This is a genomic window from Hymenobacter sp. ISL-91 (assembly GCF_018613725.1).
GTDB lineage: Bacteria > Bacteroidota > Bacteroidia > Cytophagales > Hymenobacteraceae > Hymenobacter.
Genome location: NZ_JAGGPS010000032.1, coordinates 47,947 through 71,383, shown reverse-complemented (window position 1 = coordinate 71,383; position 23,437 = coordinate 47,947). Strand labels below are relative to the sequence as shown.

The window sequence follows — 23,437 nt, the reverse complement described above, 5'->3', positions numbered from 1 at the left end:
CTGGCAACAGGTTGCTGAGCCTGCGGATTTTAAAGTAAATTCCGGGCTTACAACAACGGTGCCCCATGCAAGAGTTTGACAAGCTGTCGGAAAACCCGGCGCAACCCGGCCCAGCCGCCTCCAACGGCACGCCAGCACCCTATATGCCGGTCGTTAGTGGCATCAAGAGCTGGGCCGAGGAAGACCGGCCGCGCGAAAAGCTGCTGCAAAAGGGCCGCGCCGTGCTGTCGGATGCCGAGCTGCTGGCCATTCTGCTGGGCTCGGGCACCGCCAAGTTGTCGGCCGTCGATGTGGCCAAGCTCGTGCTGAAAGCGGCGCAGAATGACCTCAACACGCTGGCCCGCTTCTCGGTGAAAGAGCTGATGAAGCAAAAAGGCATCGGCGAGGCCCGCGCCATTACCATTGTGGCGGCCCTGGAGCTGGGCCGCCGCCGTAAGGAAGCCGACGCGCCGGCCCGCAATACCATCACCTGCTCGCGCGACATCTACCATGTAATGCAGCCCCATCTGCAGGATTTGCCCCACGAGGAGTTCTGGGTGATACTGCTGAACCGGGCCAACGTGGTGATGCGCACCGTCAGCATCAGTAGGGGCGGGGTGGCCGGCACCGTGGCCGACCCCAAGCTCATCTTCAAGGAGGCGCTGGAGCAACTGGCCAGCAGTATTGTGCTGGTGCACAACCACCCCAGCGGCAACCGTAACCCCTCGGCCGCCGATATTGCCCTCACCCGCAAGCTCAAGGAAGCCGGCCAGCTGCTCGACCTGCCCGTACTCGACCACCTCATCTTCACCGACCAGGGCTACCACAGCTTCGCCGATGAAGGCATGCTGTAGAGGATGTGGATACCCAGCTGGCGCAACTTTTATGGCACTGCCTAGTGGCTAGGCCGTGAGCCGTCGGGCAGGCTAGGTTTCATGCAGGCACAGGTAGGGCCCGCTGCCCGGCGCGTGCGGCCAGATAGCAGGCCCTACCTTTGCGCTATGCGTTTCAACCCCAAACTTCTCATCGGCCTGGGCCTGCTGCTCGTGTTCGGCTACTTCGTGCAAGACCTCGTGCTGGGTCAGGACCAGTACACCGCCCGGCTGCTACAGCAGCGCGAAGCCAAAAACAACGCCTTCCGCCGGCCCAACTCTTCGCCCCTCAGCACCGAGCTGCGCCAAAGCTTCGACAGCCTCCGGTTCTATCCGCCCAACCGCGACTTCCGGCTGGAGGCGCAGCTGGAGCACTTTCCGCAGCGCGACACCGTCGAAATGCCCCTCACCGATGGCAAAGCCGATAAGTACCTGCGCTGGGGCCGGGCCAAGTTCATCGTCAACAAGCAGGAGTATCAGCTCACCCTCTTCCTGAAAGCCGATGGCAAGGACACCACCCTGTTTGTGCCCTTCACCGACCGCACCAACGGCTTCGGCAGCTACGGCGGCGGCCGCTACCTCGATGCGCCCCTGCCCGCCGCCGCTGACACCGAAGTGTTGCTCGACTTCAACGAGGCCTACAACCCCTACTGCGCCTACTCTGCCGAATATGTCTGCCCCGTACCCCCGCCCGATAACCGCCTGAAGCTGCAAATTGAAGCCGGCGAAATGGCCTTCAAGTGAGTATTCTTTAGCTGTTAGCTGTTAGCTGTTAGCTGTTAGCTGTTAGCTGTTAGCTGTTAGCTGTTAGCTGTTAGCTGTTAGCCCGTTCTGAGTCCGATGCTGGTATTGGGCTGGCGCAACGCACCATCAAAAAAGGGCGGCCCCTCCGATGAGGAGAGGCCGCCCTTTTTTCACGTTTGGCTGTAGCTCAATGAGAATAAAAAGCTAACAGCTCTCAGCTAATAGCTAGCAGCTAAATGCTACCGCTGAATCAGGATTTTGCGTGAGGCGGCATCGGCACCGTTGCCCAGGCTGAGCTGGTAAATGCCGTTGGCCAGCTGACCCAGGTCGATGGGCAGATTGAGGTTGGCCGTTGCGGGCACTGCCTGCCGGAATACCTCTTGGCCCAGCATGTTGCGCACCACAACCTGCAGGCCGCTGGTAGGCCGGCTGAAGCTGGCCTGCACCCGGAACTGGCCCGCGCTGGGGTTGGGCGACACCACGAGGCTGCCACTGGCTTTCAGCTCCGAAGCTATGCTGGTTACCACGTTGCTAACTACCACATTGTCGATGGCCCATCCCCAGCCGAAGGCGCCAGGGTCGGAGGTGAGGCGGAAGCGCAGGCGCACTTCGTCGCCCACGTTGTACTTGCTGCCCAGGCTGAAGGTGTGGGGCTTAAACAACGAAGCCGAACCCGCGGCGGTGGAGTTGCCGGCTGCCGTAACCTTGGCGTTCCAGGCCGCCAGCCAGTCGGCCTGCAGGCGCGAGTCGTAGCCGTCGGCCACAGGCTTCCAGGTGGCTCCCTGGTCGGTGCTGCCCTCTACCACTACAAAGTCATAAAAATCGACGGTGCCGAAGGGGGCGTTGGGCTCGCCGGGCTCCACCAGCACTACTTCGTCAAACGTCATGCTCGTGTTCTTCGACGTTACCTTGATGGGCACCAGCATCTGGTAGATGAGCGACGAGTCGTTGGTGTACGGATGGTCGGAATGGATAGCCGGGTTGGCGAAGTCGGCGGGCTGGGTGATCCGGAAACCTTCGCCTACGAAATCGAGCGGCGTGGTGGCGTTGAAGTTATTGGCGTACGCCTCCTGAGCGGGCTTAAAGCTTACCACATTCACCGTATAGAAGCCAGTGGCGGGGTTCAGGGTCTGGTTGGCAGCAGCGGCCATGTCGCGGACGACAATGCGGTAGGTAAGCACGTCGCCGGCTACTACGCCCGCAGCCGTCAGGTTGCCCACGAAATTGTCGGAAGTGCCCTGGCGAGTGAGCGTAATGGTGGGCCGGGCCACACCATTAACAAACACTTCGGCCTGTACGGTGCTTACGCCCAGGTTGTCGGTGGCTTGTACCTGCAGGTTCAGCGGCAGCTTATCGGCAAACACGTAGGTTGCGGCCCGGTGCTGCACGAGCGGCGCCACCACATCGGGGCCCACTTTAAACGAGTAGCGGTCGGCAGTTGTCACGTTGGGCTGGTAAGCGGCCGGCGCCGAGTAGGTGCGCTTGGTTTCGTTGTCGGTAGCCGTGATGAAGTAGCTGACGGTGTGGTTGAGGCCCGGGTTCGGAATAACGCCCTGGTAGGTGTTACCGGTGGTGTTGGTCATCGTGACAGCTACGGGCGCGGCATTATCAATGGCATAGTTGAGCTTCACCGAGCCGGGGGTAACGGTGCCGTCGCTGATGATGGTTGCCGTAACCGTAAAGTCGCGGGCCACTTCCGAGTCCTTCAGCGGCGTGGTGCGGATAGCCGTGTTGAACCAGCCCATCTCGTCGAACATCTTCAGCGTAATCGGGCCGGGGTTGTGCATGGCTTCGGCCGCACCAATCTGGGGCGACATCAGCGAGTTGATGTCGCCGGCGCGGTACGTGGCTTCATCGAGGTGCGAAATGCTGGAACCGGCCGAGTAGGTAGCCGGCGCAAACAGCCGGGGCCGGGTGTCGTTGTTGACGGACCGGGCCAGCGGGCTGTTGAAGTACAGCTGGCCACTGGTCAGCTGCGTGCCGAGGGCGGCCGAGCCGTTCGGGAAAGCGGGGTTGTTGGTAATTGGCTCGCCGGCCAGGGTTTCGATGTAGGTGCTGAAAATGGACGGTGGGTTGCCGTAAAACCCGTTGGGAGCCGTGTAGCTGGTGCCGGCAATAAAGCCCAGTCCGTGGCCCAGCTCGTGCAGCACCACCGATACCAGGTCATGCTTGCCGGATGGCGTCTTCATATCGAGCCCGTAGTACCAATTGAAGCTGCTGTTGAAACGGGTGGTGATGTCGGGGTCGGTTGGCAGGTTCAGGTCCTGGCCGCTGATTTTTTCGGCCAGCGCCACCGGATACAGCACGCCGGCGCGGGTAGCGCCGTTCAGGTCGCGGTAGTAAGCCGTAGGGCCGGCCGAACCCAGCACGTTGGTACCCAGCGTGGTCCAGTTGGCATTTACCCGGATGGTCACCGGCGAAATCAGCACCGACTGCCAGATGTCGACGGCGTATTGGAAGGCGGCCTGCGCTTCGGGCGAAAAGCCGGTGTAGGTTACCTCAATTTTGGCTCCGTTAACGCGGCGGCCACTACGCTGCTGCTCCAGGTAGGCAGCGGGCGGCGGCAGCTGCGTGTGCATGCTCTCGGGGCGCGCATAGCAGATAGTAGCCGGAGCGGGGGCAGAGTCGAGGATGAATTTAGGCGTCTGGCTGAAGCCAGCCAGACTTACCAGCAGTGCTGGTACAGTAAGTAAAGTTTTCATCAAATGCGCAAAAATGCTTGATAAACAGTAAAGGAAAGTCCGGAAAGTTACGCGAATGATGCCAGTTATTCAACATAATTCCCACATTTGAAATGAACGATTCTGATGGGCTTACCGGCAGCCCGGCACGCCGCTTTACACCGCCCGCCCGAATCTGTACCTTTGTCCGAATTCAGTTGCCGGTGGTCGGCTGCCAGTTGCCGGTTTGTTTTAAAGCAACCTGGTCACGGCCTATCGAACCTCGGAAACTGGCAACCGACCACTGGCAACCAACATGAAGATATCCTACGACTGGCTCCGCTCGCTCATTCCTACTGATAAACCTGCCGCCGAAATCGGGGCGCTGCTCACCGACTCGGGGCTGGAAGTAGAGGGCATTGAGGAACTGGAGAGCGTGCCCGGCGGGCTGCGCGGCCTGGTGCTGGGCACGGTGCTCACCCGCGAAAAGCACCCCGACGCCGACAAGCTCAGCCTGACCACCGTGGATGTGGGCGACGCCACTCCGCGCCAGATTGTGTGCGGAGCCCCCAACGTGGCCGCCGGCCAGCGCGTGGTGGTAGCCCTCGAAGGCGCCATGCTGTACCCCACGGCCGGCGAGCCGTTCAAAATCAAGAAATCGAAAATCCGGGGTGCGGCCTCCGAGGGCATGATCTGCGCCGAGGACGAAATCGGCCTGGGCCAGTCGCACGCCGGCATTATGGTGCTCGACACCGACCTGCCCAACGGCACGCCCGCCGCCGACTACTTCGGCCTGGGTTCCGACTCGGTATTCGAAATCGGCCTGACGCCAAACCGGGCCGACGCGGCCTCGCACTACGGCGTGGCCCGCGAGCTGCGCGCTCTGCTGCGCCAGCCCTGCCAGCTGCCCGATGTGAGTGGTTTTAAGGCCCCGGCCGAGGCGGCTGCCCAAAATATCAGCGTTACACTCGACGACCCCGCTGCCTGTCCGCGCTACGCCGGGCTGCTGCTCGAGAATGTGCAAGTAGCGTCGTCGCCCGAGTGGCTGCAGCGCCGCCTGCGCAGCATCGGCCTGGCCCCAATCAACAACGTAGTCGACGTGACCAATTTCGTGCTCCACGAGCTGGGCCAGCCGTTGCACGCGTTTGATGCCGACCAACTGGCCGGCCACCACATCCGGGTGAAGCGGGCGGAAGCCGCGGAGAAGTTCACGACGCTTGACGGCGTAGTGCGCACATTGAAGGCCGAGGATTTGGTTATTGCCGATGCCAACGGCCAGCCGCTGGCCTTGGCCGGCGTGTTCGGTGGGCAGACCTCGGGCGTGAGCGACACCACCACCCGGGTGTTTTTGGAAAGCGCCTACTTCGCGCCGGCCGTGGTGCGCAAAACTGCCCAGACGCACCAGCTCAAAACCGATGCCTCGTTCCGTTTCGAGCGCGGCACCGACCCGAACATGGTGCTGCTGGCTCTCAAGCGCGCCGCGTTGCTGCTGCAGGAAGTAGCTGGCGCCACCGTGGCCGCGCCCGTTGTAGACGAGTACCCCGCGCCGATTAAGCCCACGCTGGTGCGCCTGCGCCTGCCGCGGGTCGAGAAGCTCGTGGGCCAGTTCATTGCCCCCGCCCGCATCCGCCAGATTCTTACCGACCTTGACATGCTCATCACGCAGGAGCTAACTGACGAGGCCGGCCATGAGGAATGGATTCTGTCGGTGCCGCCGCACAAGGTGGATGTGACGCGCGAAGCCGACGTGATTGAGGAGATTCTGCGCATCTACGGCTACAACCACGTGGCGCTAAGGCCCCACAATTCGGCCTCATTCCTGGCCAAATTCCCGAATCCCGACCCCGAAATCATCCGCCAGCATGTGGCCCGGCTGCTGAGTGGGCAGGGCTTTTCGGAAATCATCACCAACTCCATCACCAACTCGCGCTATTTCGAAACCGAGGACGCGCCCGATGCCGGGCTGGTGCACCTGCTCAACTTCAACAGCGCCGAGCTGAACGTACTGCGGCCCAGCCTGCTGCCCAGCGGCCTGGAGGTGGTGCGCCACAACGTGAACCGCCGCCAGCGCGATTTGAAGCTCTACGAGTTCGGCAAAACCTACCGCCAGTTGCCTGATGGCAGCCACCAGGAGCAAAACCAGCTCGTCATCTACCTCACCGGCAACACCGCCGCCGAAACCTGGCAGCAGAAATCGGCCAAAAGCTCGTTCCACCAGCTGGCCGGGGCGGTGCAGCAGGTACTAGCCGCGCTGGGCTTCTCCGAGCCTGCCTCGAAGCCCGTCGAGCACCCCTACCTGGCGGGTGGCCTCACGCTGCTGGCCCAAAACCAGCCGGTAGCCCAGCTCGGGGCCGTATCTCCGGCCATGCTTAAGCGCCTCGATGTAAGCCAGCCGGTGTGGTTTGCCGAGCTGGACTGGGACGGCCTGATGCGTAAGTACAAGAGCCGCCTCGTGGCCCAGGAGCTGCCCAAGTTCCCGGAGGTACGCCGCGACCTGAGCCTGGTAGTCGACCGCACCGTGAGCTTCGACCAGCTGCGCCAGATTGCCCGTCGGGCCGAGAAGAAGCTGCTGCGCCATGTGAACGTATTCGACGTGTACGAGGGCGACAACCTGGGCGAAGGCAAGAAGTCGTACTCCGTCAGCTTCCTGCTCCAGGATGCCACCCAGACGCTCACCGACCAGGCCATCGACCAGGTGATGAACCGCCTGATTCAACAGTTCGAGCAGCAGGCCGGGGCCGTTATCCGGCGGTAGATTTAATTGCTGGTTGCCAGTTGTTAGTTGTCAGTTGTTAGTTTGCAGGAGAGAACCCTCTACTTTCTACTGAAATGTAGGCGGCCAACAAGTCAACCAGAACAGTTATCCTGCCTGACAACTAACAACTAACAACTGATAACGAAGAAAAATGGCCTCCACCCAGCAGCTTGCCCAACTCGACCGCCTGGAGCGGCAGGTAACCACTTTAGTGGCTGCCTATCAGCAGTTGCGCGAAGAGCTGGCCGACGCCCAGACTACTGTTCAGCAGCTGCAGGCCGACGTGCGCGACCGGGAGCGGGCCATCAAGGATTTCCAGAATCAGGAGAATATCACTAAACTTGTCAATACCATAGCGACCGGGGAACCGGCCAATGTCAACGAGCTGAAACTTCGCCTGAACGAATACATCCGCGAAATAGATAAGTGCCTTGCCTATTTGAGGGAGTAAACCATACCGAACCAATAGCACCCTAACCTACCACTGCCAGCAACCTGCTGATGTCCGATCTTTCCATTAAAATCCGAATTGCTGACCGGGACTACCCCATGAAGGTAAGCCCCCAGGATGAGGAACGCCTGCGCCTTGCGGGCCGGCTGCTAGGCGAGCGGCTGAAGGAATTTCGGGACCAGTACGGCATTCAGGACAAACAGGACCTGCTGGCCATGATTGCCTTATCGACCATGGCTGACCGCCTAAAGGTCACGACGGAAAAGGATGGGACCGATGCGGCCCTGACCGAGCGCCTCGCGCGTTTGGACGAGCTGCTGTCGGGAACGGTATTGGTCTGAATCGGCCGCCCTACGTGGGCGAAGGGCCGGTTCGGCGCGAAGTAACAGCCCGGTGCGGGGCAGGGCAAACGGCCCGGCCACCGCACGGGCCTTTGGCGTTTCCAGCGGGGGCTGTGGAGTAATGGTTCTGAGTACTTAGTTGTTGGCTCATGGTGGATAGTAGTCAGTATTGACTGCTACCAGCCCAAAAGCAAGAACTGAAAGCTGAGAATCAGCATTCAACTTCCAATTTCAATCCCCTTAAGATCATGTCTCAAACTCTTTATATTGTTCTGGCAGCCGTGCTGGCCCTTGTGGTTGGTGTGGTACTGGGACGCCTGCTGGCCGGTAAGGCCCGGCAGGACCATGAGGGCGACGCCCGCACCAAAGCCAAGCAGTTGCTGGCCGATGCCGAGGCCGAAGCCACCCGCATCCGCGATGAGCGGATTCAGCAATCGAAAGACAAATTCCGTAATCTGAAGCAGGAATTTGAGCAGGAAAGCCGCCGCCAGAAACAGGCCCTCGACCAGGAGTTGACCGAGCGCCGCGCCAGTGTAGTAGAGCAGGAGCAAAGCATCAAGCAGCTCACCCAAACCACCCAAAAGCAACTCGACCAGGTACAGCGCAAAGAGCAGGAGCTCGATGCCGCCAAGGAACGCCTCGAAACCCAGGCCCAGCAGCAGCGCGAGAAGCTGGAGGCCCAGGATGAAAAGCGCAAAGCCACGCTTGAGACGCAGCTGGCCAAGCTCGAAACCCGCGAGCAGGAGGTAGAAACCGAGCTGCGCGAGATTCGCCAGCAGCTCACCGAAAAAATCAGCGCCATTACCACCCAACTCGAGGCTATTTCGGGCCTCACGGCCGCCGAGGCCCGCGAACAGTTGGTGGAAGGCCTCAAGAACGAAGCCCAGATTCAGGCCAGCTCCTATATCAAGGACGTGGTGGCTCAGAGCAAGCTTACGGCCACCAAGGATGCCAAGAAAATCGTGCTCGAAACCATTCAGCGCACCGCCGCCGAGCATGCCATTGAGAACTGCGTCAGCATTTTCAACATCGAAAGTGATGATGTGAAGGGCAAGATTATCGGCCGCGAGGGCCGCAACATCCGGGCCCTGGAAGCTGCTACGGGCGTTGAAATTATTGTGGATGATACGCCCGAGGCCATTATTATCTCGGGCTTCGACCCGGTGCGCCGCGAGGTAGCCCGTCTGAGCCTGCACCTGCTGGTGAAGGATGGCCGCATTCACCCGGCCCGCATCGAGGAGATTGTGGCCAAAACCCGCAAGAACATCGACGAGGAAATCGTGGAAATCGGGGAGAAGACCATCATTGACCTCGGCATCCATGGCCTGCACCCCGAGCTGATTAAAATGGTGGGCCGCATGCGTTTCCGTAGCTCCTACGGCCAGAACCTGCTCCAGCACAGCCGCGAGGTGGCCAACCTCTGCGCCACGATGGCCGCCGAAATGGGCCTCAATGTGAAGCACGCCAAGCGCGCCGGCCTGCTCCACGACATTGGTAAAGTGAGCACCGAGGAGCCCGAGCTGCCCCACGCCATTCTGGGCATGGAGATGGCCAAAAAATACAAGGAGCACCCCGACGTAGTAAACGCCATCGGGGCTCACCACGACGAGATGGAGATGACGGCCATGATTTCGCCGCTCGTGCAGGCCTGCGACGCTATTTCGGGCTCGCGCCCCGGCGCCCGCCGCGAGATGATGGAAAGCTACATCAAGCGCCTCAAGCAGCTCGAAGAAACGGCCAACGGCTTCAAAGGCGTCAACCAGTGTTTTGCCATTCAGGCCGGCCGCGAGCTGCGCGTGATGGTGGATGCCGAAAACGTAACCGACGAGCGCGCCGCCGAACTGAGCTACGAAATCTCCCAGAAAATCGAGAAAGAGATGCAGTACCCCGGCCAGATCAAAATCACGGTTATCCGCGAAATGCGTGCCGTGGCCTACGCTAAATAAGCGAATACCCTGCTACCAATGAAAGCCCGCCGGAAGCACTTCCGGTGGGCTTTTTCGTGCTTCGTGCAACCCTAAATGGCCGTCTCGGCTCCCGTACCTACGCCCGGGTGCCAGCAGCTTAGTGCTGCTTATTGGGTGCCTCACTCAGCCGCGCTATTGTATGAAACCGAAATCCTGGCAGATAAAAGCACTGGCTGGTGTGGTGAGCGGCCTCCTGACGGGCTGTTCGCTATACGTACCCATGTTGCCGGCAGCCCCACAGATTCGCGACAAAGGCCAGGTGGAAATCCACGGCACCTCGTTTCTGAACCGGCGCTGGGAAGCCGGCGTCACGTATTCGCCCGCCAAATACGTGCTGGTGCGGGCCGCCGGAGGCATCCGTACCAACCGGGGTAGCGACAGTGCCTACGCCCGCAACCGTCAGTACGAGTTGGCAGCCGGGGGCTACTACCCTTTGGGGCGGCGCTGGCTGGTGAGCGGGCTAGCCGGCTTCGGGCAGGCCCGCAGCGGCTACGCCTACTCGACCGGAACGGACCGAGGGAATTATTCTATGGGGGAGACCCGCCGCTATGAAGCTCGCTACAACCGTTGGCTTGCCGAATTGGCGGGCTCTTACACAGATAATGGTTTTACGCTTGGTGTAGCCGGCCGCCTCACCGACGTCCGCTACAACGCTCTGACGTTCAACAGTCAACCCCTGGGCCTACGCCGGCTACCCCGCTTCGAGCCCATGGTGTTCTGCCAGCTTAGCCGCCCCGACGGAGCAGTGCCCTGGCTGCGCGGACAAGTAGCAGCCACTGCCTCGGCGGTTCTCAACCAACGGCTAACAACCAACCCGCCCGCTGCCGCTGCCCACCTTATGGAAGCAGTTCCTTGCCTGACGATAAGCGTCATTATCCTGCCACATCTATTTAGAGCAGCCAGCCAGTAACACGAGCGGCTATTCCTCGATGGTTTCCGGCAACACGATTTCGCCCTCAAACTCACCCAAATCGGCCAGATCATGCAGCCAATACTCCGATGAAATCAGACGCACGGCGAAGGTCCCGGGGGCGGCCGCATCGGGCGTTACAGTGAGTTCCCAGAGGATATCATCGGCGGCTTCGAAGGGCGTCGCGGCTTCCAACTCGGCGGCGTATAGGCGCTTGATGAGCGAACGGTCGGAGAGGGCCGGGGCCAGGGCCCGTAGCACTAGGCCGGCGGTAAGTTCTGTGGGGGCAGCTGGGCCGGAGAACTGCATGGTGGCTTCTACCGACACCGCTTCGCCGTTGGGAAACTTGCCGTTGTAGGCTAGCCGCAGGAGTTGGTTGGCATCGAACAGATGGCGGTGCAGACTGATTTCGGGGTACTCCTCAAAAATCTTGTCGTTCTGCATATCGTGCGAAATCTGGTCGATCTGGCCGTCGCTCAACTCGTCGCCCAGGCGGTAGCTCAGCAGCACGGTGGCGGCTTCGGCGGGTTCCAGGTCGGCCAGCGCCATCAGGCTCATTTCGCGGGCATCAGCCTCCGGAATAGTCTCGCCGTCGGGGAAGCCGGCCGCGCTCATGATGCAGCGGTAGTCGGTAAGCTGCCAGGTACCGGGAATTTCGGCCAGCATTTCTTTGCTGGTAATGGTGATTTTGCAGGCAATAGTGGTCATAATAGGCAGATTCGGAAGAAAAAAAGGACTCCGTGCCGGGCATATGCACAGGGCGCGGGGGCAACAGGTTGTAAATAAGGTGCGGGAGGCTAACCCCGCTTGAGCCGCTGAAAAGCATTGTTGAGCACTTCGGCCCAGGTGGGGTGGGCAATAACCATGTCTTCGAGCTGCTGGTAGCGCAGGTCGCCGGCCATGGCCAGCTGGAACATGGTCATCAGTTCGCCACCCTGCTCGCAAAGCACAGCCGCGCCCAGCAGCCGGTCATCGTCGCCTACCAGCACCTCCACGAAGCCCTCGGTCAGGCCTGTTTCTACGGCCCGGCCAATGGTACTGGCCGGCAGCCGGCTCACCCGGTAAGGCACTTTCTGCTTGCGCGCTTCCTCCTTGGAAAGCCCAATGCGGCCCAGCTGCGGCTCCGTAAATACCACGTAGGGCACCGGCCGCTGGTGGTAGTCGCGGGGGCGGCTGTGCAGCAGCTGGTCGCGCACGATGCGGTAGTCGTCGTAGGTGATGTGGGTGAACTGGGGGCCGCCTTTCACGTCGCCGAGGGCATAAACGCCTTTGGCTGCCGTGCGCAGGTCGTTATCTACCTGAATGTAGCCGTCCTCGTCGGTTTTGATGCCGGCCAGCTCCAGGCCCAATTCCGCGGTATTGGGCACGCGGCCGGTGGCCACCAGCAGGTGCGAACCACGAAGGCGCCGTCCGCCGTCTGGCGTATCGGCCGTAAGTGTCAGTACGCCCTCAGCGTTGCGCGACACGTGCCGGGCTTCGGCTTCGAGCACCAGCTCTACTCCCTCGGCTTGGAGTAACTCCTGCAGCGGCCCGCTCACGTCGGTATCTTCACGGTCCATGAGCGTGGCCGAGGTTTCGATGATGGTTACGCGCGAGCCCAACCGCCGAAACATCTGCCCAAACTCGACGCCGATGTAGCTGCCGCCCAGAATGAGCAGGTGTTCGGGTAGCTCCTGCAGGCCCAGCAGCAGCGTGTCGTTGGTGAGGTAGCCGCTTGCTTCGAGGCCCGGAATGGGCGGCACAGCGGCATGCGTGCCGGTATTGATAAAGACGAGCGGAGCCGTCAGCTGCTCCTGCCCGGCAGTGTCGTTCAGGTCGACGTGCAGCGTATTGGGAGCCATGAAGCGGGCCCGCCCGCGCACCAACCGGATGTTGGGGTGGGCGGTGGTGAGCTTACGTTCGATGCCGTTGCGCGAATCCTGCGTCAGCCGGTCTTTGCGGGCTACAACGGCGGCAAAGTCTACGGCCGGCGCGGGTACGCGGATGCCCAATTCGCTGGCTGTGCGCACGAGATGGGCGCGCTGGGCCGAGGCCAGCAGTATTTTGGTGGGCGCGCAACCATAGTTAACGCACGAGCCGCCGAGGTGGGCACTTTCGATGAGGGCCACGCGCCGGCCGGCTTCGGCCAGTGCATAGGCCAGCGGCTTGCCGGCCTGGCCGGAGCCGATGATAAGAGCATCGTAGGAGGTAGCAGGCATTTAGTATTGAGCTGTTAGCTATTAGCGACTAGCAGTTAGCCTATTAAGAAAAGCAATGAGGAAGCAAGCTGGCACCCACCGAGAGCTGTTGGTGGATGCCTGGGTTACTGTACGCAGCCGCCGAGCTTGCGGCCGGACAACGAACCCCGGCTTCGTGCGTTAGGTCGGCAGCCGGAGCGTGCTACCCGTACTTTGGCACGACCTTTCTATCTTCCCGCATCGGCTTTATTTCCCGGTTCATGCTTTTTCAATTCCGCACTCTTTCCGGTCTGTCGCTGCTGGTGTTATTCGTGCTGCTTTCGGGCTGCGCGTCGCTTTACTTCCCGCCGCCGCCCCAGGTGCCGCTGCTCACCCAAAAGGGCGAGTGGAGCGCCGGGGTGCACACCAACCTGAGCCAAAATACGGCCGTGCAGGGCGCCTACGCCATTTCCGACCACCTGGGCGTGATGGGTTCGGCCTCGTTTCTGCACACCAATAAAAAGAAGGAGGCTGTCGACCACGACTTTGCCGAGCTGGGCCTGGGCTATTTCACCCGCCTGCCCGACAAGCGGGTGCTGGAGGTATACGGTGGCTACGGCGGCGGCCGCACCAAGCGCGTGGAGCGGAACCCCACCGAGGGCGTTACGCGCACGCTGGAGGCGGGCCTGAACAAGTACTTTGTGCAGGTAAACTACAGCTCGAAAGAGAAGAAAAGCTACCACCTACTGGGCCGCGACTGGCCCCTGACCTACGGCACGGCCCTGCGCGCCAGCTACGTCACGCTCACCGATTTCCGCCTCGACGGCCTGCCGGCTTCCAACGAAGACAACATCCTGTTCGAGCCCATCACCTACGCCCGCGTCAAGCTCATCGGCCCACTCGACGGCCAGTTCATCAGCGGCTACAACTTCGGCCTCAAGCACCGCAAGTACCTGAAAGCCGCCAATTCAGTGTTTCAGATCGGGATAGTAGTGAACCTGGGCGGGCAGACGGGGGAGAAGTAGGGCTGACGACAGCGCGAACTTAATTGGTGGGTTTACTGCACGGTTTCTATGAAAAGGCAGTAGCGTGCAGCAAGAAGTTCGGATTCGATGGCACTTAGAGGCCTGCTTTCAGCTCTTGCCAGAAAGCCTCATCCAGGCGCGATGCGTCGAAGTATAATGCCGGAGAGAACAGAACCGGACGTAACCAGTCGACTGCGGCACCCAATGGCAACGGCTTCCGGCCAGCATTCATTAGCAGCCCCTGCAACAGTACCAGTCCGGCCCCGCGGAACACCAGTTCATAAACTTCTTGCAAGGAATCACGCTGCCAGTCGACTCCAACAGCAAACTGCGCCAAGCACTTTCCCGCATCAACTTCCTCCTCCACTTCGTGGCAGGTAGCCCCCACAATGGGCACGTTCAACGCTTTGGCCTGGGCAACCGTCTCCATGCCGATCAGGCCCCTGAACGCGGGTAGCAAGGAATAATGCAGATTGATAAAGCGGCCCGCCGGAAGCAGGGCTAAGGTTTCAGGGTCCAGTATTTTGTGAACGGTTGTTACGACGAAATCAGGCTTGATTTCCAATAGTGCTTCGCGTAAAGCGGAGGGGCTTTTACGAGTGTATGGCACCTGCACGGCCGCTATGCCTGCTACCTGGGCGTAATCGAGCGCCCCGCAGGGCCGGTCGGCCACCACGGCTACAACTTGCAAACCTAGCTGCAACCGCTGATTCGCTTGATGAATAAATCTAAGCGTGCCACCGTTGCCGGAAGCTAAAAAAGCTATTTTAATCAACGTAATAAAGGATTATTTTTAAAAATTTTTTCGCTCTACAAAATTAGGGCGACGGGTAGTTTTTAAGTTAATACGGTGAATGTATTCACCTAAAATACCCATGCCTAGTAAAATTAGCCCAACCCCAAAGCCTATGGTAATAATAAGAGTTGGGAAGCCGGGTGATAAATCGTTTAGTACCAGCTTGCGCACCAGAATATAAAGCGAATATGCCGCCGTAATCAGAAATACTACTACGGAAGTAAACGACAGGAGCCGCACCGGTAGATAGGAGAACGTGACAAAAATATTGATCGAGTGCTCGATAAGCCTGGACAAAGAATAGGCGCTTTGGCCGGCGGCGCGCTTCTGGTGTACCACGGTTGTCGCGCTTACGCTCTGGGTAATCCACGCCAGGTAGCCGTCGAGGAAAGTATAGGAGTTGTTCATCTCCAGACAGTAGCGGGCCGTAGTGGCCCGAATCAGCCGGAAGGCTGTGTAGTCGGGGTGCAGGTCCGGAATACCGGCTCTGAGTAACTTCCGGAGCAGTTGGGAGGTAATGTTTCGAAAGGTGCTGTGCTGCAGGGCATCGTAGCGACCATACACCACGTCGTAGTCGCCTTCTGCCTGCTTGGCAATCAGGCGGGCAATGTCAGCCGGGCGGTGTTGCAGGTCTTCGTCCATTGTAATAACGAAGCTACCCTGGGCATGCGAGAAGCCACAAATCAAGGCGTTGTGCTGACCGAAGTTGCGAGTTAGGCGCACAATTTTTATCCGCTCAGGGCCAAATTCGGCCTGCACTTCCTGCATCACGCACCACGAACGGTCGGGGCCGCAGTCATTCACCAGAATAAGCTCGTAGCTCAACCCGGCGTCCCGAAAAAACTCGTCCAGTTGCTGGGCGAGTGGGCGAATGGTGTCCTGTCCCTGATAAGTGGGAACGACCACCGAATACTGGGGCTGCGTAGCCATTAGGATGGAAACTGCGTAGCCGGTTGAACCAAAGTTTTCATGTATTGGGGTGCATCAGGGCCCATATTGAAGAGCAAATCCAGCACCGTCACTCCGTGCTCGAACTTAGCCGGACCTAGTTGCCGGTATTCGGCATAGCCATTATAATCCATCCAATGTAAGCCAATACCAGCCTGCTCGAAAAGGGCGGTATCCAAATAATCATGGGCTGCGGGTCCCGAAAGATAGTCGGTGCCACCGGCATCCTGCACGAGTTGAACCAAGCGTTCTGTTTTGCCTTGGCCCAAAGTATAGTCCGTCGACCGGCTTAACTTGGTTGTGATGCCAAGCCAGCCACATATTGCCCGAATAAAGGTGCTGTTAATCTGGCTTAAATTAATGAAATCCGGGGTTTGATAGATTGCCTCCAGTTCATCTTTGTAGTGTTTGAAGTGCGGGGCATGCGCATAGGTTTGCGCCAGCGTACGCCAATGTTTAACGGCCCACTTGGCATCGACGACTTCGGTTTCGCTGATCGTTTGGGCTCGTTTATACTGTCGTACCGGAATTGTCAACCAATCGGTTCCGTGCACAGTTTTTATTTTGTTGCGGTTGCGCCAATCCCTGTTGGTGTACTGCATGTCATCATAAAAAATAAATTCATCAACCGAATTTATCAAATCAAAATATCCTTTCCAAGGAATGTAATTTGATTGTAGAATGGCAATTTTCTTCATAACACAATAATAGTAGTAGAGTAAATGCGTATGAGTGTTGGGGTAGTAAACAAGGGGTCAGATATCGGCTATTCATTTTCGAGCCGAGTGTTTCCTGGGTTTAGCTAGGAAAAACAAGACGATACGGGCAAAAATAAAAGGCTGCTTTCGATTTTTCGAAAGCAGCCTTTACACGTCTATAAGTAGTCGGAATTACTTTCCGCCCAACACGCGCAGCATGGTGTCGCCGATTTCGGCGGGCGAATCCACCACGTGGATGCCGCACTCGCGCATGATGGCCATTTTGGCCGCGGCCGTATCGTCGGCACCGCCTACGATGGCACCGGCGTGGCCCATGCGGCGGCCGGGAGGGGCGGTCTGGCCGGCAATGAAGCCTACTACGGGCTTCTTGTTGCCGGTTTCTTTGATCCAGCGAGCCGCTTCGGCTTCCATGCCGCCGCCGATTTCGCCAATCATCACGATGCCCTCGGTCTCGGGGTCGTTCATGAGCAGCTCCACGGCCTCCTTGGTGGTGGTGCCGATGATTGGGTCGCCGCCGATGCCGATGGCCGTGGTCTGGCCCAAGCCGGCCTTGGTGAGCTGGTCAACCGCTTCGTAGGTCAGCGTGCCCGACTTCGAAACGATACCGATTTTGCCTTTCGTAAAGATAAAGCCGGGCATGATGCCCACTTTGCACTCGCCGGCGGTCATCACGCCGGGGCAGTTTGGTCCGATCATGCGCAGGCCCTCACGGCCCTTCAAGTACTCTTTCACCGCAATCATGTCCTTGGTCGGGATGCCTTCGGTGATGGTGATGATGACTTTGATACCGCCGTCGGCGGCCTCCATGATGGCGTCGGCGGCGAAAGCCGGCGGCACGAAGATAATGCTGGTGTTGGCGCCGGTTTCGGCTACGGCCTCGGCTACGGTGTTGAACACGGGACGCTCCAAGTGCTGGGTGCCGCCCTTGCCGGGCGTTACGCCGCCCACCACATTGGTGCCGTACTCAATCATCTGCTGGGCATGAAACGAGCCTTCGGAGCCCGTAAAGCCCTGTACTAGCACTTTGGAATCCTTGTTTACCAGAACACTCATAAAAGGGGGATTAGCGGAAATTGCTTCGTGGAAGTGGGAACAGCAGCCGCCAGGCGGGCGGCTGCGCAAAAGTAGGGTTTTCTAGTTAGCTGTTAGCCATTAGCTGCTAGCTATTAGCTTAACAGGCTGGACCAGAACAGTAAGCTGACAGCTAGCAGCTAATGGCTGACAGCTTAAGAAAGGGTTACCTTTGTGTTTGCAAATCACTCACCCGAATATGTATCTGAATAATATTGTTGAAGCCATCGGTAACACGCCAATGGTAAAGCTCAACCGCGTAACTGAAGGCATCAAAGGCACGGTGCTCGTGAAAGTGGAATACTTCAACCCCGGCAACTCGGTGAAGGACCGCATGGCGGTAAAAATGATTGACGACGCCGAAAAGGCCGGCCTGCTGAAGCCCGGTGGCACCATCATCGAAGGCACAAGCGGCAACACGGGTATGGGCCTGGCTCTCACGGCCATTGCCCGCGGCTACAAGTGCATCTTCACGATGAGCGACAAGCAGAGCAAGGAAAAGCAGGATATCCTGAAAGCTGTAGGGGCCGAGGTTATCGTGTGCCCCACCAACGTGCCGGCCGACGACCCGCAGAGCTACTACTCCATTGCGCGCAAGCTCAACGCCGAAATTCCGAACTCGTTCTACCCCAACCAGTACGACAACCCTTCCAACGCCCAGGCCCACTACGAAACCACGGGCCCCGAAATCTGGACCCAGACCGAGGGTAAAATTACCCATTTTGCGGCCGGCGTAGGCACGGGCGGCACCATCTGCGGCACCGGCAAGTACCTGAAGGAGCAGAACCCAGCCATCGTGTCGGTGGGCCTCGACACCTACGGCTCGGTGTTCAAAAAGTACAAGGAAACCGGCATTTTCGATGAGAACGAGATTTACTCGTACAAAACCGAAGGCATCGGCGAAGATATTCTGCCCAAAAACGTCGATTTCGACCTTATCGACCTCTTTATCAAGGTAACCGACAAGGACGCCGCCCTGATGACGCGCCAGCTGGCCAAGGAAGAAGGATTGTTCGTGGGCTGGTCGTGCGGCTCGGCCGTGTTCGGCGCCCTCGAATACGCCCGCGAGCACCTAAACGAGGACGACACGATGGTCATCATTCTGCCCGACCACGGCACGCGCTACCTCGGCAAAATCTACAACGACGACTGGATGCGCGAACAAGGCTGGCTGTAGTCGGTTACGTTTTCATCTGACTACTTTTCCCGCTCCCGGTATGGCTTCTAAGCTCCGCAGCATCGTTTTGGTCGACGACAACGAAACTACCAGCTTCCTCAACAACCGCCTGCTCAGCCGCCTCGGAGTGGCCGAGCAGGTGTACACCTACCATAAAGCCGAGCAGGCGTACCAGCAAATCTGGGGGGAAGAAAAGGACGAAGCGGCCACAGCAAAAGCCCCCGACCTGGTGTTCGTCGACCTGAAGATGCCCGGCATGGATGGCTTTGAGTTTTTGAAGCTGTACAGCGCCCTGCCCTCGGAAGTGCGCCAACAAACCGTGATGGCCGTGCTCACCACCTCCATGCACGCCGCCGACACTGCCCGCGTGGCCCAGTACCCCAACGTGGAGTACCTGGCTAAACCCCTGACAGAGGAAAAGCTGAGCAAACTGCTGGAAAAGCGGTTTTAGGTTTGAGGAGCTACAAGCTGTAAGCTACAAGCGGCAAGCTGACGGCCTGTCATCCTGAGTGAAGCGAAGGACCCTATTGCGTGAAGACGAGTCGTTATTACGGTCGTTCAAGCGTAGTGAGGTCCTTCGCTTTGCTCAGGATGACAGACGGTCAGCTTGCCGCTTGTAGCTTACAGCTTGTAGCTTTTTTACGCTACCACGTTCTCCACAAACCGGAATGCCTCGCCATCAAACAACCCTTTGTCGCTGAGCTTGAGGCTGGGGATGACGAGTAGCGCCATGAAGGAAAGCGTCATGAATGGCGCTTGGAGCGGGGAGCCCAAGGCCTTGGCCGCCGCATCGACGGCCGAGTAGGCAGCGGCCACATCCGGGCCGGATTGGTCGGACATGAGGCCGGCCACCGGCAACGGCAGCACCAGCTCCTGGTCATCGGGCGACACGACGGCCAGGCCACCACGGGCTTCCATCACCAGCTGCACGGCGCGGGCGAGGCTTGCATCGTCGCAGCCCACGGCCGTGATGTTGTGCGAATCGTGGCCGACGCTGCTGGCCAGCGCGCCGCCTTTCAGCCCGAAACCCCGGATGAAGGCTATGGCCGGTGGGGCCGCCTGGTAGCGGTTGACGACTGTTAGCTTCAGCATGTCGCGGCTCAGATCGGACACCACTTGGCCGTTTTCCACCTGCGCCGGCTCGTCGTGCCGGGCCGTAATCAGCTGCCCGTCGAAGCACTCGATCAGGCGGACGGTTGCGCTGGTGTTCGGCTGATTTTCTACGGATGCTATCCGTACCACAAAATCGTGCGCCTGCACCTCGTGAGGCGTGAAGTTGTTGACGACTTCCACCGGCGCGGGCGCAATCAGGGTTTCGCCGTTTTCGGCCACCAGCACGCCGTCGAGGTAAGTCTGGCGAACCTTGAAATCCACCAGGTCGTCTACCACGATAAAGTCGGCCGGGTCGCCTTCGCGGAGCAGGCCCACGGGCAGGCGGTAGTGCTCAACGGGGTTGCGGCAAGCCACGCGCAGCACCTTTAGCACATCCTGGCCCCGGGCCACGGCCCGCTGCACCAGCTGGTCGATGTGGCCTATTAGCAACGTGTCGGGGTGTTTGTCGTCGGAGCAGAACATCATCTGCTCGTAGTGCGCGGGCAGCAGATCAATCAGGGCCTCGAAGTTGCGGGCCGCCGAACCTTCGCGAATCAGGATTTTCATGCCGGCCGCCAGCTTATCCACGGCCTCGCCGGCCATAAAGCACTCGTGGTCGGTGCTGATGCCGGCTTCGGCGTAGCGGCGCGCATCGTTGCCGAGCAGGCCGGGCGCGTGGCCATCAACGGGTCGGTGGTAGCGCTGGGCCAGGGCAATTTTCTCCATCACGCCGACGTCGCGGCTCAGCACGCCGGGCCAGTTCATCATCTCGGCCAGGTAGCCGATTTCGGGGTGGTCGCGGAACAATTCCTCGATGTCGGCGGCCGTTATTTCGGCCCCGGCGGTTTCGAAGGGTGTGGCCGGCACGCACGAGGGAGCTCCGAAGCAAAACTTGAACGGCACCTGGGCAGCGTTGGCCAGCATATACTTCACGCCGGCCACGCCCAGCACATTGCCGATTTCGTGGGGGTCGGATACGGTGGCCACGGTGCCGTGGCGCACGGCCAGGCGGGCAAACTCGGAGGGCACCAGCAGCGAGCTTTCCACGTGCACGTGGGCATCAACGAAACCCGGCAGCGCGTAGGGTAGGGCCGGGTCGGGCGCGGTAGGCCCCAGCGGCTCGATCTGCCGTATCCGGCCCCCGGCTACGTGCACCGTGGCCGGGGTTATGGTATTGCTGAACAGGTTGATAACGTTGGCCTGAAGCGAAAAATCGGTGGGCATATGCGAATCGGAAGATGCGGGGAAAAACCGGGCCGCAGGGCGGCGGGCGGGTAAAGAACCGTATATTTGCCCAAAATCCGCGCCGTGAGAAAGATTGTGACTTTGCTGCTGGTCGCCTGTATTGGGGGCTCGGGTCTGCTGACAGCAGGCTGCGCCACCCGCTCGACTCTTCAGAAAAAAACGGCCAGCTATAAGCGCAAAGCCAAGTCTGGCAAGATTCCCTGTCCCTGCGAGAAGAACTAAAAGGCAGCCAGCCGGCGGGACTCCTGCCGGCTCCTTGCTGTTACTGCCCCTTACCAGCCCGCCCATGCCCGACGAATCGCCCTTAGCCGCCCTGCAGAACGCTGCCGAAGCTGTCCGCCACCAGCTGCGCCTCAACACCTATGATGCCGCCGCCGTGCAGCGGCTCGACGAGTTCATCGAAGTGCAGCGGCCCATCATCAAGGATAATGAGCGCGAAGGTGTAATTAAGGCGCTGGGCTGCTTTCTGGGCCAGTGCATGGTGCAAACCTACGGTGGTACCTGGGCCCAGAACCCGCAGGGCGTAACGGGCGTGGGCATCGGCGAGGTGCACTTTTTCAATCCTTTCTACCGCGTGGGCGAGCAGCTGGTAAAAGGCTCCGCGCATTCGGTGACGGCGTTTTTCGCGAGCCTGCCCGAGCGTATGGCCAATCCGCCCGCCCGTAAAACCTGGATTTAGTGAGTTCTCTATCCGACCCCGGCCGACCCGACCTTGCTATGCAGAAAATTGTCATTGCCATCGACGGCTACTCTTCGTGCGGCAAAAGCACCACGGCCAAGGCCGTAGCCGCCGAGCTGGGGTATGCCTACATCGATACCGGCGCTATGTACCGGGGTGTTACGCTGTACCTGCTCGAAAACGGCATTGCCTTCGACGATTTACCCCGCATCGAGCAGGCCTTGCACGAAATGCAGGTCAGCTTTAAGCGCAACCGCCAAACCGGCCGCAACGAGCTGTGCCTCGATGGCAAAATACGCGAAGATGAAATCCGGCAGATGCGCATTTCCAACTCGGTGAGCGAGGTGTCGGGGCTGCCGCTGGTACGCCACGCCATGGTGCGCCAGCAGCAGCAAATGGCCCGCCACCGCGGCGTGGTGATGGACGGGCGCGATATTGGCACCACTGTTTTCCCCGATGCCGAGGTGAAGGTGTTTATGACGGCCGAAGTGCTGACCCGCGCGTTGCGCCGGCAGGAAGAGCTGGCTATTAAAAACGAGCACGTGCCGGTGGAGGACATTGTGGATAACCTCCAGAAGCGCGACCACCTCGACTCGACCCGCACCGAAAGCCCCCTGCGCCGCGCCCCCGATGCCGTGCTGCTCGATACCACCCACATGATGATTGACGAGCAGGTAGATTTTGTGCTGGAGCGCGTGTCGGCCGCTCTGTTCTCGCGGGCTGCGAAGGGCTGAGGCACGTCGTTCCAGTAAGCAAGCAGCCCCATCCACCCAGCGACGACCTAAACTGCCGCCGCCGCTGTTCTTGTACTGAAGCTGGCCCGCAATTCGCGGGGTCGACCTGCCCACTGCCTAAGCCGGGCAGGAAGCTGCCAGGCAGAACGAAAGCTAACAGCCAGCAGCTACTAGCTAACAGCTTAAACCCACACGCACATGAACGTCCTCATTGATAAGAATTCCGGGTACTGCTTCGGCGTCGAATTCGCCATTCAGATGGCCGAAGACGAGCTGGCGCATGAGCGTAGCCTGTACTGTCTGGGCGACATCGTGCACAACCGCATGGAAGTGGAGCGCCTGCACGCGCTGGGGTTACGCATCATCGACCGGGAGCAGCTTGAAGAAATCCACGATGCCAAAGTGCTCATTCGGGCCCATGGCGAGCCGCCGGCCACCTACGAGCTGGCCCTGCGCAACAATCTGGAGCTGATTGATGCCTCCTGTCCCGTGGTGCTCAAGCTGCAGAACCGCGTGAAGCACGCCTTCGACGCTTCGAACCGCCAGCAGGGCCAGATTGTGATATACGGCCAGCCCGGCCACGCCGAAGTAGCCGGCCTCACGGGCCAGACCCGCAACCAGGCCGTCATCGTGATGACGGAGGCCGACCTCGACCAGGTGGACTTTTCGCGGCCCGTTACGCTGTTCAGCCAGACCACCAAGAGCACGGCCGGTTTCTACCACATGAAGGCCGTTATTGAGGAGCGCATCCTGGCTGCGGGCGGTTCGCTCGACTCCTTCGACGCCAACGACAGCATCTGCCGGCAGGTAAGCAACCGCGAGCCGGCCCTGCGCATTTTTGCCCAGCAGCACGATGTTATCGTCTTCGTGAGCGGGCGCAAAAGCTCCAACGGCAAGGCCCTGTTCTCGGTCGTCAACCAAACCAACCCGCGCAGCTACTTCGTGGAAAACGAGCAGGAACTGGACGAATCCTGGTTTCAGGATGCCCAATCGGTGGGTATCTGTGGTGCTACCAGCACCCCCATGTGGCTGATGGAGCGCGTGAAGAAGCGCATTGAGGAGGCGGGGGAGCTGATTGGGTGAAGACAACGGTGTAGGGGCGGTGCTTAGCTTCGC

General features: G+C 59.8%; 20 protein-coding genes and 1 pseudogene. 13 read left to right on the top strand and 8 right to left on the bottom strand.

Going from position 1 to position 23,437, the window contains the following annotated elements; all coding sequences use genetic code 11:
• Positions 1-143: 143 nt before the first annotated feature.
• Entirely contained in the window at positions 144-833 is a 690-nt protein-coding gene (gene radC, locus J7E24_RS13215; RefSeq protein WP_215138645.1) for a RadC family protein, read from the top strand.
• A 147-nt stretch (positions 834-980) separates the two neighbouring features.
• The gene (locus tag J7E24_RS13210) at positions 981-1,595 is read left to right on the top strand and encodes a DUF1684 domain-containing protein (RefSeq protein WP_215138626.1); all 615 of its coding nucleotides are present in this window, start codon (positions 981-983) and stop codon (positions 1,593-1,595) included.
• A gap of 239 nt (positions 1,596-1,834) precedes the next feature.
• On the opposite strand, the gene J7E24_RS13205 is transcribed toward J7E24_RS13210, so the two are convergent.
• Positions 1,835-4,297 (bottom strand): T9SS type A sorting domain-containing protein, encoded by a 2,463-nt coding sequence (locus tag J7E24_RS13205; RefSeq protein WP_215138625.1) that lies wholly within the window; start codon positions 4,295-4,297, stop codon positions 1,835-1,837.
• Positions 4,298-4,571: 274 nt separating this feature from the next.
• Here J7E24_RS13205 and pheT point away from each other — a divergent pair, with 274 nt between their 5' ends.
• The 5 genes from pheT (at position 4,572) to J7E24_RS13180 (ending at position 10,679) form a co-directional block, all read left to right on the top strand.
• Positions 4,572-7,010, top strand: a complete 2,439-nt coding sequence (gene pheT, locus J7E24_RS13200; RefSeq protein WP_215138624.1) for a phenylalanine--tRNA ligase subunit beta — start codon at positions 4,572-4,574, stop codon at positions 7,008-7,010.
• Positions 7,011-7,161: 151 nt separating this feature from the next.
• Positions 7,162-7,461 carry a hypothetical protein gene (locus J7E24_RS13195; protein WP_092769557.1) on the top strand — a complete coding sequence of 100 codons (300 nt, stop codon included), beginning with the start codon at positions 7,162-7,164 and terminating at the stop codon, positions 7,459-7,461.
• A 50-nt stretch (positions 7,462-7,511) separates the two neighbouring features.
• The gene (locus J7E24_RS13190; protein WP_176907658.1) at positions 7,512-7,802 is read left to right on the top strand and encodes a cell division protein ZapA; all 291 of its coding nucleotides are present in this window, start codon (positions 7,512-7,514) and stop codon (positions 7,800-7,802) included.
• Between the two features lie 248 nt (positions 7,803-8,050).
• Positions 8,051-9,748 carry a ribonuclease Y gene (rny, locus tag J7E24_RS13185; RefSeq protein WP_215138623.1) on the top strand — a complete coding sequence of 566 codons (1,698 nt, stop codon included), beginning with the start codon at positions 8,051-8,053 and terminating at the stop codon, positions 9,746-9,748.
• Between the two features lie 160 nt (positions 9,749-9,908).
• Positions 9,909-10,679, top strand: coding sequence for a hypothetical protein (locus tag J7E24_RS13180; RefSeq protein WP_215138622.1), 771 nt, complete (start codon positions 9,909-9,911; stop codon positions 10,677-10,679).
• A gap of 9 nt (positions 10,680-10,688) precedes the next feature.
• On the opposite strand, the gene J7E24_RS13175 is transcribed toward J7E24_RS13180, so the two are convergent.
• Together J7E24_RS13175 and J7E24_RS13170 are read right to left on the bottom strand one after the other, a co-directional pair.
• Positions 10,689-11,387 carry a hypothetical protein gene (locus J7E24_RS13175; RefSeq protein WP_215138621.1) on the bottom strand — a complete coding sequence of 233 codons (699 nt, stop codon included), beginning with the start codon at positions 11,385-11,387 and terminating at the stop codon, positions 10,689-10,691.
• Between the two features lie 89 nt (positions 11,388-11,476).
• Positions 11,477-12,877 carry a mercuric reductase gene (locus tag J7E24_RS13170; RefSeq protein ID WP_215138620.1) on the bottom strand — a complete coding sequence of 467 codons (1,401 nt, stop codon included), beginning with the start codon at positions 12,875-12,877 and terminating at the stop codon, positions 11,477-11,479.
• Positions 12,878-13,116: 239 nt separating this feature from the next.
• On the opposite strand from J7E24_RS13170, the gene J7E24_RS13165 reads away from it, so the two are divergent.
• On the top strand, positions 13,117-13,860 hold the full coding sequence (locus tag J7E24_RS13165; protein WP_215138619.1) for a hypothetical protein: 744 nt from the start codon (positions 13,117-13,119) through the stop codon (positions 13,858-13,860).
• A gap of 94 nt (positions 13,861-13,954) precedes the next feature.
• Here J7E24_RS13165 and J7E24_RS13160 read toward each other — a convergent pair whose 3' ends face one another.
• The 4 genes from J7E24_RS13160 to sucD all read right to left on the bottom strand — a co-directional run bounded on the left by J7E24_RS13160 (position 13,955) and on the right by sucD (position 17,376).
• Positions 13,955-14,635 (bottom strand): formyltransferase family protein, encoded by a 681-nt coding sequence (locus tag J7E24_RS13160; RefSeq protein ID WP_215138618.1) that lies wholly within the window; start codon positions 14,633-14,635, stop codon positions 13,955-13,957.
• Positions 14,636-14,653: 18 nt separating this feature from the next.
• Positions 14,654-15,586 carry a glycosyltransferase family 2 protein gene (locus J7E24_RS13155; protein ID WP_215138617.1) on the bottom strand — a complete coding sequence of 311 codons (933 nt, stop codon included), beginning with the start codon at positions 15,584-15,586 and terminating at the stop codon, positions 14,654-14,656.
• Positions 15,586-16,302, bottom strand: coding sequence for a WbqC family protein (locus J7E24_RS13150; protein ID WP_215138616.1), 717 nt, complete (start codon positions 16,300-16,302; stop codon positions 15,586-15,588). The genes J7E24_RS13155 and J7E24_RS13150 overlap by 1 nt, the downstream gene beginning before the upstream one ends.
• Before the next feature lie 192 nt (positions 16,303-16,494).
• On the bottom strand, positions 16,495-17,376 hold the full coding sequence (gene sucD / locus J7E24_RS13145; protein ID WP_092738415.1) for a succinate--CoA ligase subunit alpha: 882 nt from the start codon (positions 17,374-17,376) through the stop codon (positions 16,495-16,497).
• A 217-nt stretch (positions 17,377-17,593) separates the two neighbouring features.
• Here sucD and J7E24_RS13140 point away from each other — a divergent pair.
• Both J7E24_RS13140 and J7E24_RS13135 read left to right on the top strand, forming a co-directional pair.
• Positions 17,594-18,568, top strand: a pseudogene (locus tag J7E24_RS13140) (PLP-dependent cysteine synthase family protein); the annotation flags it as partial.
• A gap of 43 nt (positions 18,569-18,611) precedes the next feature.
• The gene (locus J7E24_RS13135; protein ID WP_215138614.1) at positions 18,612-19,022 is read left to right on the top strand and encodes a response regulator; all 411 of its coding nucleotides are present in this window, start codon (positions 18,612-18,614) and stop codon (positions 19,020-19,022) included.
• A gap of 188 nt (positions 19,023-19,210) precedes the next feature.
• Here the strand turns inward: J7E24_RS13135 and ade are convergent, their stop codons facing one another.
• Complete coding sequence (ade, locus tag J7E24_RS13130; RefSeq protein ID WP_215138613.1) at positions 19,211-20,887, bottom strand: adenine deaminase; 1,677 nt, start codon at positions 20,885-20,887, stop codon at positions 19,211-19,213.
• Between the two features lie 307 nt (positions 20,888-21,194).
• Here ade and J7E24_RS13125 point away from each other — a divergent pair, with 307 nt between their 5' ends.
• The 3 genes from J7E24_RS13125 (at position 21,195) to J7E24_RS13115 (ending at position 23,404) form a co-directional block, all read left to right on the top strand.
• Entirely contained in the window at positions 21,195-21,587 is a 393-nt protein-coding gene (locus J7E24_RS13125) for a hypothetical protein (RefSeq protein ID WP_215138612.1), read from the top strand.
• Between the two features lie 38 nt (positions 21,588-21,625).
• On the top strand, positions 21,626-22,321 hold the full coding sequence (cmk, locus tag J7E24_RS13120; RefSeq protein WP_215138644.1) for a (d)CMP kinase: 696 nt from the start codon (positions 21,626-21,628) through the stop codon (positions 22,319-22,321).
• Positions 22,322-22,519: 198 nt separating this feature from the next.
• A complete protein-coding gene (locus tag J7E24_RS13115) occupies positions 22,520-23,404 on the top strand; it encodes a 4-hydroxy-3-methylbut-2-enyl diphosphate reductase (protein ID WP_215138611.1) in 885 nt (294 codons plus the stop codon).
• Positions 23,405-23,437: the final 33 nt, after the last annotated feature.